This window comes from Isoptericola sp. NPDC057559 (genome assembly GCF_042801555.1).
Taxonomy (GTDB): Bacteria; Actinomycetota; Actinomycetes; order Actinomycetales; family Cellulomonadaceae; genus Isoptericola.
Map to the genome: position 1 here is coordinate 167,586 of NZ_JBHVFQ010000003.1, position 12,888 is coordinate 180,473.

12 protein-coding genes are annotated in these 12,888 nt (G+C 73.3%); 7 read left to right on the forward strand and 5 right to left on the reverse strand.

The window, feature by feature from the left end; all coding sequences use genetic code 11:
• Positions 1-166: 166 nt before the first annotated feature.
• Complete coding sequence (groES, locus tag ACFU5J_RS05825) at positions 167-463, forward strand: co-chaperone GroES (RefSeq protein WP_079572552.1); 297 nt, start codon at positions 167-169, stop codon at positions 461-463.
• A 57-nt stretch (positions 464-520) separates the two neighbouring features.
• On the opposite strand, the gene ACFU5J_RS05830 is transcribed toward groES, so the two are convergent.
• The gene (locus tag ACFU5J_RS05830) at positions 521-811 is read right to left on the reverse strand and encodes a WhiB family transcriptional regulator (RefSeq protein WP_430574646.1); all 291 of its coding nucleotides are present in this window, start codon (positions 809-811) and stop codon (positions 521-523) included.
• Between the two features lie 203 nt (positions 812-1,014).
• Between ACFU5J_RS05830 and ACFU5J_RS05835 the strand changes: the two genes are divergently transcribed.
• Together ACFU5J_RS05835 and guaB are read left to right on the forward strand one after the other, a co-directional pair.
• On the forward strand, positions 1,015-2,139 hold the full coding sequence (locus ACFU5J_RS05835; protein ID WP_430578089.1) for a MerR family transcriptional regulator: 1,125 nt from the start codon (positions 1,015-1,017) through the stop codon (positions 2,137-2,139).
• Between the two features lie 96 nt (positions 2,140-2,235).
• Complete coding sequence (gene guaB, locus ACFU5J_RS05840; RefSeq protein WP_430574648.1) at positions 2,236-3,753, forward strand: IMP dehydrogenase; 1,518 nt, start codon at positions 2,236-2,238, stop codon at positions 3,751-3,753.
• Between the two features lie 81 nt (positions 3,754-3,834).
• Here the strand turns inward: guaB and ACFU5J_RS05845 are convergent, their stop codons facing one another.
• Complete coding sequence (locus tag ACFU5J_RS05845) at positions 3,835-5,460, reverse strand: flavin monoamine oxidase family protein (protein ID WP_430578090.1); 1,626 nt, start codon at positions 5,458-5,460, stop codon at positions 3,835-3,837.
• 274 nt (positions 5,461-5,734) lie between these two features.
• Here ACFU5J_RS05845 and ACFU5J_RS05850 point away from each other — a divergent pair, with 274 nt between their 5' ends.
• Positions 5,735-6,373 carry a Rid family hydrolase gene (locus tag ACFU5J_RS05850; protein WP_430578091.1) on the forward strand — a complete coding sequence of 213 codons (639 nt, stop codon included), beginning with the start codon at positions 5,735-5,737 and terminating at the stop codon, positions 6,371-6,373.
• Between the two features lie 72 nt (positions 6,374-6,445).
• On the opposite strand, the gene ACFU5J_RS05855 is transcribed toward ACFU5J_RS05850, so the two are convergent.
• Together ACFU5J_RS05855 and ACFU5J_RS05860 are read right to left on the reverse strand one after the other, a co-directional pair.
• Positions 6,446-7,981 (reverse strand): helix-turn-helix domain-containing protein, encoded by a 1,536-nt coding sequence (locus tag ACFU5J_RS05855; protein ID WP_430574651.1) that lies wholly within the window; start codon positions 7,979-7,981, stop codon positions 6,446-6,448.
• Positions 7,982-8,090: 109 nt separating this feature from the next.
• Positions 8,091-8,861 (reverse strand): exonuclease domain-containing protein, encoded by a 771-nt coding sequence (locus ACFU5J_RS05860; protein ID WP_430574652.1) that lies wholly within the window; start codon positions 8,859-8,861, stop codon positions 8,091-8,093.
• Positions 8,862-8,915: 54 nt separating this feature from the next.
• Between ACFU5J_RS05860 and ACFU5J_RS05865 the strand changes: the two genes are divergently transcribed.
• From ACFU5J_RS05865 to ACFU5J_RS05875, 3 genes are all read left to right on the forward strand, one after another.
• The gene (locus tag ACFU5J_RS05865; protein WP_430574653.1) at positions 8,916-10,040 is read left to right on the forward strand and encodes a GuaB3 family IMP dehydrogenase-related protein; all 1,125 of its coding nucleotides are present in this window, start codon (positions 8,916-8,918) and stop codon (positions 10,038-10,040) included.
• Complete coding sequence (locus tag ACFU5J_RS05870) at positions 10,037-10,480, forward strand: GNAT family acetyltransferase (RefSeq protein ID WP_430574654.1); 444 nt, start codon at positions 10,037-10,039, stop codon at positions 10,478-10,480. The genes ACFU5J_RS05865 and ACFU5J_RS05870 overlap by 4 nt, the downstream gene beginning before the upstream one ends.
• A gap of 106 nt (positions 10,481-10,586) precedes the next feature.
• Positions 10,587-12,209: a succinic semialdehyde dehydrogenase gene (locus tag ACFU5J_RS05875; protein WP_430578092.1), complete on the forward strand. Its 1,623-nt coding sequence runs from the start codon at positions 10,587-10,589 to the stop codon at positions 12,207-12,209.
• A gap of 27 nt (positions 12,210-12,236) precedes the next feature.
• On the opposite strand, the gene ACFU5J_RS05880 is transcribed toward ACFU5J_RS05875, so the two are convergent.
• Positions 12,237-12,884, reverse strand: a complete 648-nt coding sequence (locus ACFU5J_RS05880; protein WP_430578093.1) for a vancomycin high temperature exclusion protein — start codon at positions 12,882-12,884, stop codon at positions 12,237-12,239.
• Positions 12,885-12,888 lie beyond the last annotated feature (4 nt).

Below are 12,888 nucleotides of genomic sequence, written 5' to 3' on the forward strand. Positions count from 1 at the left end.
CCACGGCGAACTGCTGGCACTCGACTTGTCAGAGTGCTAACGCCTGCCTAGATTTGTCGTCAGCGACCGCAAGGCTGTACCGGCACCCGCGACGACGGCCAGCCCTCGGACGCGACCTGGTCAATCAGCAAGTCCATCCACGCATCGCGAATCAAGGAGGTCCGACGTGTCGGTCCCCATCAAGCCGCTCGAGGACCGGATCGTCGTCAAGGCCATCGAGGCCGAGACCACGACCGCTTCCGGCCTGGTCATCCCGGACACCGCCAAGGAGAAGCCCCAGGAGGGCGAGGTCCTGGCCGTGGGCGAGGGTCGCTTCGACGACAAGGGCAACCGCGTCCCGGTCGACGTCAAGGTCGGTGACAAGGTCATCTACAGCAAGTACGGCGGCACCGAGGTCAAGTACGCCGGCGAGGACTACCTCGTCCTGTCGGCCCGCGACATCCTCGCGGTCGTCGTCGCCTGACGACTCCGTGACGCAGAAGGCCTCGCACCGTCGTCGGTGCGGGGCCTTCGTGCTTCCTCAACCGGTCTTGCGCGCTCCGCCGGCGAGGATGGCCGACCGCTCGTCCTCGCTGAGCCCGCCCCACACCCCGTAGGGCTCGCGGACCCGGAGCGACTGCTCCCGGCACTGCATCATCACGGGGCAGGCGCGGCAGATGGCCTTCGCCGCCTCGGCCCGGCGTCGACGGGTGGACCCGCGCTCGCCCTCCGGGTGGAAGAACAGCGTGTCGTCCTCGTCGCGGCACGAACCCTGGTACTGCCACTCCCACAGCTCCATCACCGGGCCGGGCAGCCTCGAGATCTCCGTCATGTCGAACAACCTACAAGTTGTGCAGAAGTTGTTCAAGATGCCGATTTGTGACGAGGTTCGATGATTCAGTGTTCAACTTTTCGCCCGTCGCTGAACTGGTTCGACCGGGTTCTGAACCGCTTTGACCTGCATCGTCGATGTGTTCCGCGGCGCGCCCGGCGGCGCGGTGGCGACCCTCCGGTCCTCTCGGCAGAATCGACGCCATGACCTCATCCCGACCCGCCCCTCACGGGGGCGGGTCTCGCGCGTCGAGCCCGGGCCGCGCCGTCGCGGCGGTCGCCAGGCGCCTCGGGGTGGCACCCGCCACCCTGCGCACGTGGGACCGCCGCTACGGGCTCGGCCCGTCCGCCCGCACCGCAGGCTCGCACCGTCGCTACACGCCCGAGGACGTGGCGCGGCTGCTCGTCATGCGCCGGCTCACCCTGGAGGGGGTCGCGCCGGTCGACGCCGCCAAGGCGGCGCTCGATGCCGGCGTGGAGGAGCTGGAGGAGGCGACGGAGCAGGCCGCGTCGTCGGCGTCCGGCGAGGCCGACCAGGACGTCCCGGAGGGCGAGGACGAGCGCCCCGCCGCCCCGGCGGGCGAGGAGGCGCCGCGGCCCGGGCGCGCGCACCTGCGGGCGCTGCCCGGCGGCGGCGAACGCAGCATGGCCGCCAGCAGCCACGTCCCGGGTGGGAGCGCTTCCGGCCGGGTGTCCGCCGTCGTCGACGCCGCCCTCGCGTACGACCAGCAGGCCTGCGACGAGATCCTGGCCATCCCGGCGCAGGGCGACCCGGCGGTCTGGTGGACCGAGATCGCCGAGCCGGCGTGGCAGCGCGTCGCCCAGCGGACGGTGCTCGCCGGCCCCGGCGCCGTCCCGGAGGTCGTGCTCGCGACCGCCGCCCTGCGCGCGCTGCGCGACTTCACCGAGGCGTTCGAGCGGGCCATGGTGGCAGGGGGAGCGCCGCCGGCCAACCACCCGAGCCGGATGCGCAAGATCGTGCTCATCTTCGCCGCGCCCGACGAGGTGGTGCCGCTGTCGGCGCACGCCCTCGCCGCCGCGCTGACCGCCAAGGGCGCGACCGCGCGGATCGTCACCGGCCCCGCCAGCACCCACCGCTCGCTCGAGCTCGTGACGATGGTGCGGCCCGCCGCCCTCGTGCTCGCCACGTCGCAGCGGCGCCCTGACCTCGACCTCGTCCACGCCGTGCACGAGGGGTTCGCGGAGCTGCCGATCATCGTCAGCCTGCGGCGCGACGACGCCGCCAGCGAGCTGCCGCTCGCGCCGACCGTGCAGCGGGTGCGGTCCTTCACCGCGATGCTGCACGAGGCCCTCGCCGTCGTGACGTGACGGCGGGCCGGGCCGGCGGCGTGAGGTCGGCCACGTGAGGTCCCGTGGGGCGGGACGGCCGGAATAAGGCCGGCGCCCAGAACGTAGACTCCTGTCATGACGGACTCGACCTCGCCCGCGCACGACCCGTTCGGATTCCTCGGCCTCACCTACGACGACGTCCTGCTGCTGCCGGGGTACTCGGACCTGGCCCCGTCGGACATCGACACCACGTCGCGCCTGACGCGCGAGATCTCCCTGCGGGTGCCGCTCGTCTCGGCCGCGATGGACACCGTCACGGAGTCGCGGATGGCGATCGCGATGGCCCGCCAGGGCGGCATCGGCGTCCTGCACCGCAACCTCTCGATCGAGGACCAGGCGTACCAGGTGGACCTGGTCAAGCGGACGCAGACCGGCATCATCTCCAACCCGGTGACGATCGGCCCGGACGTCACCCTCGAGGAGCTCGACAAGCGGGCGGGGGAGTACCGCATCTCCGGCTTCCCGGTCGTGGACGCGGGCGGCCGCCTCACCGGCATCGTCACCAACCGCGACCTGCGCTTCACGCCCGTCGCCGAGTGGGCCACGACCAAGGTCTCCGAGGTCATGACGCCCGCGCCGCTCATCACGGGCCCGGCCGGGATCTCGCGCGAGGACGCCACGCTGCTGCTGCGCAAGCACAAGCTCGAGCGCCTGCCGCTGGTCGACGAGGAGGGCCGCCTCGCCGGCCTCATCACCGTCAAGGACTTCGTGAAGTCCGAGCAGTTCCCGAACGCCTCCAAGGACGGCCAGGGCCGCCTGCTCGTCGGCGCGGCCATCGGCTACTTCGGCGACGCGTGGCAGCGCGCGACCACGCTGGTCGACGCCGGCGTCGACGTGCTCGTGGCGGACACCGCGCACGGCAACGTGCGCATGCTGGTCGACATGGTCCGCAAGCTCAAGACGGACCCCGCCACGCGCCACGTCCAGGTGATCGGCGGCAACGTCGGGACGAAGGAGGGCGCGCAGACCTTCGTCGACGCGGGCGCGGACGCGATCAAGGTCGGGGTCGGCCCGGGCTCGATCTGCACCACGCGCATCGTGACGGGCGTCGGCGTGCCGCAGATCACCGCGGTGTACGAGGCGTCGCTGGCCGCGCGCGCCGCCGGCGTCCCGGTCATCGCCGACGGAGGCATGCGCCACTCGGGCGAGATCGGCAAGGCTCTGGTGGCGGGCGCGGAGACCGTCATGCTCGGCTCGATGCTGGCCGGCACCGAGGAGGCGCCCGGCGACACGATCCTCGTCAACGGCAAGCAGTACAAGGCGTACCGCGGCATGGGCTCCATGGGCGCGATGTCGTCCCGCGGCAAGAAGTCCTACTCGAAGGACCGCTACTTCCAGGCCGAGGTCGCCAGCGACGACATGATCGTGCCCGAGGGCATCGAGGGGCAGGTCCCCTACAAGGGCACCCTCCACACGGTCGCCCACCAGCTCGTGGGCGGGCTGCACCAGTCGATGTTCTACGTCGGTGCGCGCACCATCCCCGAGCTGCAGGCCAAGGGGCGGTTCGTCCGCATCACGTCGGCGTCGCTCAAGGAGAGCCACCCGCACGACGTGCAGATGACCGTCGAGGCGCCGAACTACGCCGGCTTCTGAGCCGCGGTCCCCGCCCACGACGACGGCCCGGGCCCTCCCTCGCGGAGGACCCGGGCCGTCGTCATGACCGGACGAGGGCGGTCAGGACGCCATCACGCGCGCGTGCAGCGCCTGCACGGCGTACCGCGCGGACCAGAACGCGCCGTGCTGCCAGGCGGACACCTCGGACATCCAGTCGCCCGCGAAGAAGACGCGGCCGGCGCCCTGCTGCAGCAGCCTGAAGCCCGCCGACGACGTGTCCGGGTAGGCCCAGGCGCCCTCGATGTACGGCACCTTGTGCCAGGCGATCGAGAACGACGACTCCAGCTCGGTGCGGTACTTCTCGCCGTGGATCTTCACGCCCTGCGCGACGGCGCGCCGCTCCCGCTCGCGGGGCGTGAGGTCGGCGTAGGTGCGGGCGTTCGTCCCGGTGTTGTAGTAGCCGACCACGAGCCCCTTGCGCTCCCCGTACCCGTACGACGGGTACCAGACGTGCGCCAGGTCCATGTCGGTCTCGGTGATGCCGCCGAAGATGCGGTGGTCGTCCTCCCACCACCGGGACCGGTACTGCAGGCCGATCTTGCCGGCCGGCGAGCCGACGGCGAACTCGCCCAGGGCCGCGTCGATCCCGGCGCCCCAGTTCGTGTCCCACGTCCGCATCTGCCCGGCCGGCGCGGCGACGACGGCGAAGTCCGCCTCGATCTGCCGGGGCCGCCCGTGCGCGGGGGTGTACGTGACGCGCACGCCGCCCGGGGTGTTCTCGACCCCCGTCACCGGGGAGCCGAAGTGCACGTTCTGCTTGCCGATCGCCTTGACGAAGTACTGGTACGTGGTGTCCATCCCGCCCTTGGGCTGGAACATGAGCATCGACTGCTCCCAGTTGATCTCGAACGGGAAGTACTGCCCCACCTTCGAGGCGAGCACCTCCGAGACCGTGCCCGGGCCGGCGAGCGGCGTTCCGTGCTCGTTCCACGCCGACGGGTACGTCGCGAAACCGCGGTTGTCGCCGCCCGCGTAGGTGCCGTCCGCCTTCAGCGAGCCCCAGCTGCGCAGGAAGGAGCGCAGGTTCTCCTTGTCCGCGGCGGTGAGCCGCTGGTCCAGCGCGCCCTGGTCGGTGGCGTAGGACAGCAGCTCCGAGGTGTACCCGAAGACGTCCGCCTTGGCCGTGCGGTAGCGGACCGGGTTCCCGGGCGTCGCGCCGCTCTTCTCGTTGTAGAGGTAGGCGTCGGCGTTCGCGTTGGTGAACACCTCGTACGGCACGCCGAGCTCGCGCAGGTAGTCCATGGTCACCATCCACTGCGCGATACGGCCGGCGCCGGCGTTCATGTAGACGCCGTCGTCGAACCGCGCCGTCTGCGTCACCCCGTCGACGTCGGTCTCGGAGTCCCCGCCGCGGATGGTCAGCGTGCGGCCGCCGGGCCGGTGCCGCGCCTCGAGCACCGTGACCCGGTACCCGGCCTTCTGCAGCTCGTACGCCGACGCGAGCCCTGCCGGGCCGGCCCCGACGACCACGACCTTCTTCGCCGAGCGTCCCGTGAGCGTGAAGTCGCTGCCGCGCGGCGGGGTCCAGGCCGCGGTGGTGGGCTGGGCGGCGGCCGTGGGGGCGAGGCCCATCGCCCCCATCGTGGCGAACATGACGCCGGCGCTGGACCCCACGCCGACGGCCTGGAGGAAGTTGCGGCGGGAGAAGCCGGACGGGCGGCCGTCGGTGACGGTGTCAGTGACCATGGGCACTACCTCTCGTGTCGAAAGGCCTGACGGACGGACGCGGACGGCCCTCGATGCCGGGCGCCGCCGTCAGCACCGCGCCCGACGGTAGGAGGGGCGCGTCACGGCACGGGGTCGGTGGCGTTACCGGGTCGTCGCCCGCGGTAACGAGTGCGTTTCGACGGCGTCGTAGCAGGTCGGAGGGCCGTGCCGCCACCTGCTGCGCCGCCGGCCGACCCCGGACGGACCCGCGGCCGTCATCCGGGCGAAACGGCGCGCACCTACGTTCCCGGGCATGAAGAACACCACGAAGGTCGTCCTCGCGGTCGTCGTCACGACCGCCGTCGCCGTGCCCGCCACCGCCGTCGCGGGCGGGCGTCTCTTCGAGCCCCGGCCCACCGAGGCGCACTCGTTCGTCACCGGCGACACCCCGTCGATCGCCGACGGCGTCGCCATCGGGAAGAACGTGGCCTGGTACAAGTCGTCCGGGCTGGGGCCGTCCGCGCTGAACCGGGCCCCGGGCGTGTCCGCCGAGGAGCGCTACGTCCCCACCGACGTGTTCCCGGGTGGCGAGCTGCCCGACGGGGTGACCCTCACCGAGGCCCAGGGGATCAACGCGCTGATGCGCATCGGGGAGAACCTCGAGCGCGCGGGCCTGTCGTACGACGACGTCGTCTCCATGCGCGTGTTCCTGCAGAACCCGGACGGCGAGGAGGCGATGGACTTCGCGGGCTGGAACCGCGCCTACCGCCAGTTCTTCGCCAACACGAACCTCGCCACCGGCAAGACCCTCGACGTCGCGCTGGGCTCGAAGACCGGCGCTCCCCTGGTGGTCAACGCGGCCCGGCCCTCGCGGTTCGCCCTGGAGATCGAGAACCTGCCCGTCGACGGGTGGCTGGTGGAGGTCGAGGTCGACGCCGTGTACGACCGCTAGGCCGACGGCGCGAGGGACGCGACCTCCCGGACGGCGGGGCCTGTCGGCCCGCCGCCCGGGAGGTCGGGCGGGTCAGTCCTTGAAGGTCTCGATGTTGGCGCCGAGCTCGCGCAGGCGCTCGGTGAGGCCCTCGTAGCCGCGGGCGATGATGTCGACCCCGCGGAGCACGGAGGTGCCCTTCGCGGCGAGCATCGCGAGCAGGATGACGACGGCGGGCCGCAGCGCGGGCGGGCAGCTCACCTCGGCGCCGGACCAGCGCGTGGGCCCGGTGACCTGGAGGCGGTGGGCGTCCAGGAGCCGCACGTCGGCGCCGAGGCGCGTGAGGTCCGTGAGGTGGACGGCCCGGCCCTCGTAGACCCAGTCGTGGATGAGGGTGGTGCCCGTCGCGTTCGCGGCGATGACCGCGAAGAACGGCAGGTTGTCGATGTTGAGGCCCGGGAACGGCATCGGGTGGATCTTGTCGATCGGCGCGTGCAGCTCGCTCGGGTGCACGGTGACGTCGACGAGGCGCGTGCGCCCGTTGCGTGCGAGGTACTCGTCGCTCTGGGTGTAGCGCAGCCCCATCTCGGCGAGCGTGGCGAGCTCGATCTCCATGAACTCGATGGGGACGCGGGCCACCGTGATCTCCGACCCGGTGACGATCCCGGCGGTGAGCAGGCTCATCGCCTCGACCGGATCCTCGGAGACGGCGTACTCCACGTCCACGTCGATGTCCGTGCGCCCGTGGACGCGGAGCGTCGTCGTGCCGATGCCCTCCACCCGGACGCCGAGCAGCTCCAGGTAGAAGCACAGGTCCTGGACCATGTAGTTGGGGCTGGCGTTGCGGATGGTGGTCACGCCGTCGCGGCGGGCGGCGGCCATGAGCGCGTTCTCGGTGACGGTGTCGCCGCGCTCGGTGAGCACGACGGACAGGTCGGCGCCCGACGCCGGCGCGACCGTCGCGTGGTAGTTGCCGCCGGTCGCGGTGACGGCGAGGCCGAACGGCCGCAGCGCGATCATGTGCGGCTCGACCGTGCGGGTCCCGAGGTCGCAGCCGCCCGCGTACGGCAGCTCGAAGGTGTCGCGCAGGCCCAGCAGCGGGCCGAGGAACATGATGATCGACCGGGTGCGGCGCGCCGCGTCCACGTCGATGGCGGCGAGGTCGAGCTGGTCGGGCACCACGATCTCGAGGTCCCGGCCGCCGGTGGTCCAGGTCGCGCGGACGCCGACGGAGCGCAGCACGTCGACGATCCGGTCGACCTCCACGATGCGGGCGACGCCGCGCAGCGTGGTGCGGCCGCGGTTGAGGAGCGACGCGCACAGCAGCGCGACCGCGCCGTTCTTCGAGGAGTTGACGTCGATGCGGCCGGAGAGGGTCTGGCCGCCGCGCACGCGCAGGTGCGCGTGCTTGGGCCCGCCGAGGCTGATGATCTCGGAGTCGAGCGCGAGGCCGATCCGGTTCAGCATCTCGAGGCTGACGTTCTGCGCGCCCTGCTCGATCCGGTGGACGGCGCTCTGGCTGGTGCCGAGCTGTTCAGCGAGCTGGGTCTGGGTGAGGCCGCGGTTCTGGCGGGCGCCGCGGATGAGGGCGCCGACCTGACTCAGGGGTGCATCGTCGATCATCGTCATGCGAGCGACGATATCTCATGGATGAGATATTGGAGACCCGATCGACCCTCGTGGCGCCGGATCCGACCTCCTGGGCGGGTCGTTCATCCGTGTGGTGAGATGCGACTCGTCAGCGGGCGCCCGCCGCCGGCCAGGCCGTCGAGGTGGGCGGTCGGCTGTCGGCCTCGGCGGCGCGCTCGGCGTTGACCCGCTCGGCCCACGCCCGGTGCGCGCCCGACTGCGCGGCGTGCAGCGCGTCGAGGGCGACGCTCCGCAGGTGCGGGTGCGCCGCGAGCTGGGCGTCGAGGACGTCGAGGGTGGCCAGGACGTCGACGTCCGCCGTGTGCAGGGCGCCTTCGCCCTCGATCCCGTACAGGGCGCACAGGTCGCCGAGGCGGCGCTTGCCCGCGCGGGCGCCGTCGAGCCAGCGGTCGAGGACGAGCGGGTCGAGGACCGGCGCGACCGGGCGGCCGAGCCGCTGCGGGACGGTGGGCAGGCCGTGCCGGGCGAGCTCGACGTCCAGGAGCGTCAGGTCGAAGGAGGCGTTGTACGCGACGAGGGGCACGCCGTCACGCACCTGGGCCACGAGGATCGCGGCGATCTCCTCGAGCGCGCCGATGGGCTCGCGCCCCTGCGCCCGGGCGTGGGCCGTGGTGATGCCGTGGATGGCGGTGGCCTCGGCGGGGATCTCGACGCCGGGGTCGAGCAACCAGGTCCGCACGGTGCTTCCGCCGCCGGGGGAGCGCAGCACGAGCGCCGCGGTGACGATGCGGTCGGACCCGACGTCGAGCCCCGTGGTCTCCGTGTCGAAGCCCAGCAGGGGGCCGCGGGACCAGCCAGGCTCGGGCGGGGTCGCGACCGGCGCCGCCCCCGCTGCCTCGTGGTCCGCGTACGTCGTCATGTCCACGGACTGTGCCACCGGCCACCGACAGGACCGCGCCGGTAGGCTGTCCTGGTGAGCAACGAGATCGAGATCGGGCGCGGAAAGCGCGGCCGCCGCGCATACTCCTTCGACGACATCGCGATCGTGCCCTCGCGGCGCACGCGCGACCCGAAGGACGTCTCGGTGGAGTGGCAGATCGACGCGTACCACTTCGACCTGCCGATCCTGTCGGCGCCGATGGACTCCGTCATGAGCCCCGCCACCGCCGTCGCGCTCGGCAACCACGGCGGCCTCGGCGTCCTCGACCTCGAGGGCCTGTGGACGCGGTACGAGTCGCCCGAGCTGCTGCTGGCCGAGATCCGCGACCTGCCCGCCGAGTCCGCGACGCGGCGCATGCAGGAGATCTACGCCGAGCCCATCAAGCCCGAGCTGATCACGCAGCGCCTCAAGGAGATCCGTGCCGCGGGCGTCACCGTCGCCGGGGCGCTGTCGCCGCAGCGCACGCAGGAGCACTACCAGACCGTGGTCGACGCCGGCGTGGACCTGTTCGTCATCCGCGGCACCACCGTCTCCGCCGAGCACGTCTCCGGCAACGCCGAGCCGCTGAACCTCAAGAGGTTCATCTACGAGCTCGACGTGCCCGTCGTCGTCGGCGGCGCGTCCACCTACACCGCCGCGCTCCACCTCATGCGGACCGGCGCCGCCGGCGTCCTCGTCGGCTTCGGCGGCGGCGCGGCGCACACCACCCGCGTGGGCCTCGGCATCCACGCGCCCATGGCCACGGCCGTGTCCGACGTCGCCGCGGCCCGCCGCGACTACCTCGACGAGTCGGGCGGGCGCTACGTGCACGTCATCGCCGACGGCGGTGTGGGCCGCTCCGGCGACATCGTCAAGGCCGTCGCCTGCGGCGCGGACGCCGTCATGCTCGGCGCGGCGCTCGCGCGGGCGTCCGAGGCGCCCGGCCAGGGCTGGCACTGGGGTCCCGAGGCGCACCACTCGGTGCTGCCGCGCGGCGAGCGCGTGGCGGTCGGCACGGCGGGCACCCTCGAGCAGATCCTCTTCGGGCCCAGCGGCACCGCCGACGGCACGCTCAACCTCGTCGGCGCGCTGCGGCGGGCCATGGCCACGACCGGCTACTCCGACCTCAAGGAGTTCCAGCGGGTCGAGGTCGTCGTGTCGCCTTACCAGCCGCGGTGACGGCCGACGCCCCGACGCGGGACGCGCTCGACGTCGCGTTCCGCGAGATCGAGGACGGCGACGTCGAGCAGGTCGTCGCGCTGTGGGAGGCCTGCGGGCTGACCCGGCCGTGGAACGACCCGCGCCTCGACGTCGCCGACGCGCGCAGCACCCCGACGTCGACGGTCCTCGTCGGCCTGGCGGGCGACCGCCTGGTGTCGTCCGCGCTCGCCGGGTACGACGGGCACCGCGGCTGGCTGTACTACGTGGCCGTCGACCCGCAGGCGCAGGGGAGCGGCCTCGGCCGCGCCACCGTGGCCGCCGCGGAGGCCTGGCTGCGCGGCCGGGGGGTGCGCAAGGTGCGCCTCATGGTGCGGTACGGCAACGAGCGGGTGCTGGGGTTCTACGACGCGCTCGGGTACGCCGACTCCGAGTGCGTGGTGCTGGGGCGCGACCTGTAGCCCGTCTCCGCAGGTCGGCGTCCGCGGCGAGTTCCCGGTCGCGCTGAGAGCGAACCTGGGGACGACGGTTGCGGCGTGGTCGGCCGACCCGCGTAGGGTGGCCGCCATGCCGACCGCGCACGAGGGCGAAGGCGCTCTCGGGGAACTGCTGGACCCCGAGCTGCCCGCCGCCACCTATGTCCTGGAGCCCGACGTCGTGGAGCCGCTCTCGCGGCGCATCGTCACCTCCCACACCGCCGGGACGCACCGCTCGACGCTGCCCTTCACCGGCGCCCCGCTCGCCGCGTTCCCGCTGTCCTCGCCGGAGGACGTGGCGACGGCCGTCGGCCGCGCCCGGGCCGCCCAGGGTGACTGGGCCCGCACCCCCCTGCGCGAGCGGGTCGCCGTCCTCGACCGTCTCGGCGTGCTCGTGCTCCGGCGGCAGTCGGAGATCCTCGACCTGATCCAGATGGAGTCGGGCAAGGCGCGCCGCAGCGCGTTCGAGGAGGTCGCCGACGTCGCGATGGCCTGCCGGCACTACGCCGTGCGCGGCCCGGGGTACCTGGGCGCGCGCCGGGTGCCCGGCATGCTGCCGGTCCTCACCGGGGTGCGCGTGCACCGCCGTCCGGTGGGCGTCGTGGGCGCGATCTCGCCGTGGAACTACCCGCTGTCGCTCGTGCTGTCCGAGGCCGTGCCGGCGCTGCTGGCCGGGAACGCGGTGGTGCTCAAGCCGGACCCCCAGACGACGCTGTCGGCGCTCTGGGTCGCGGAGGTGCTCCAGGACGCGGGGCTGCCTGACGACCTCTTCCTCGTCGTCGCCGGCGGCGGCGACATCGGCGCCGCCCTCGTGGAGCACGTGGACCACATCGCCTTCACCGGGTCGACCGCGACGGGCCGCAAGGTGGCCGCGCGCGCCGGGGAGCGGCTCATCGGCACCACGCTCGAGCTGGGCGGCAAGAACCCGCTGTACGTGGCGGCGGACGCCGACCTGGACTCCGCGGTGCCCGGCGTCGTGCGGGCCTGCTTCTCGAACTCCGGCCAGCTGTGCATGTCCATCGAGCGGCTGGTGCTGCACGAGCGGATCGCCGACGAGTTCCTCGACCGGTTCACCGCCGCCGTGCGCGACCTCACGCTGGGCACCGGGCTGGACTACACCGCCGACGTCGGCTCGCTGGTCTCCGCCGCGCAGCTCGACCGGGTCGTGGAGCACGTGGACGACGCTCTCGCCAAGGGCGCCCGCGCTCTGGTCGGCGGCGTGCACCGCTCCGACGTCGGGCCGTACTTCTACGCCCCGACCGTGCTGGACGACGTCCCCGCCGACGCGCTGTGCGCCCGTGAGGAGACGTTCGGGCCGGTGGTGTCGGTGACGCGGGTGGCGTCCGACGACGAGGCGGTGCGCGTCATGAACGACACCGAGTTCGGTCTCAACGCGAGCATCTGGTCCACGGACGTCGCGCGGGCCAGGCGCCTCGCGGCCCGCGTGGAGTCCGGGACCGTGGTGATCAACGACGGCTACGCGTCCGCCTGGGGATCCGCGGGCGCGCCGATGGGCGGTTTCAAGGCCTCCGGGCAGGGGCGGCGCCACGGGCGCGAGGGCATCGAGGCGGTGACGGAGGTCCAGACCGTCGCCGTCCAGCGGGGCGCGCGTCTCGGCGCCTCCCTCGACACCCTCTACGCGCTCGGCGGCGAGACGCCGAGCCGCGTGCTCACGGTCGCGCTCGGCGCCATGCGGCGGCTGCGCCTGCCCTGACGCGGCGTGTCCGCCCGCGGGCGGCGGTCAGAGCTCGCGGACCGCGGCGCGCCACGACGCGGGGACCTCGCGCACGTGCCACCACACCCAGTTCCGCGGGGTGGCGCTGGCCGACGAGACGCCCACGCCCTGGGCGTCGAGCCCCGCGCGGGCGCAGCTGAACAGGGCTCGGCGCAGGTGGTAGTCCTGCGTGACGACGACGGCGGTGCGGGCCCCGGTGAGGTCCGCGGTGCGGCGGCACGACGCGGTCGTGTCGAGGCCCTGGCGGTCCAGGGTGAGCGCCTCGTCGGGCACGCCGCGGCCGAGGATCCACTCGCGCATCGAGGCGGGCTCGTCGTAGGGGGTCCCGTCCGGGCGGGCCTGGCCGTCGCCGCTGAGCACCACCCGGTCGGCGACGCCCGCGTGGTAGAGCTCGGCCGCGGCGTCGACCCGCCGCCGCAGGTACGTGGACGGGGTGCCGTCGGGGCGCAGCCCCGCGCCCAGCACGATGATGGCGTCGACGGGCTCGACCGCCTCGACCGACGGGCGCACGCGGGCCTGGCCGAGGAGCTGCACCCACGCCACCGGGACCGCGAGCGCGAGGGCGAGCACGCCCAGCGTCGTGGCGGTGGCGACGAGGGCGCGGCGGCGGCGCGGGCGGGCGACACGTCCGGCGGCGGGCGGGGTCGGGGTCACGACC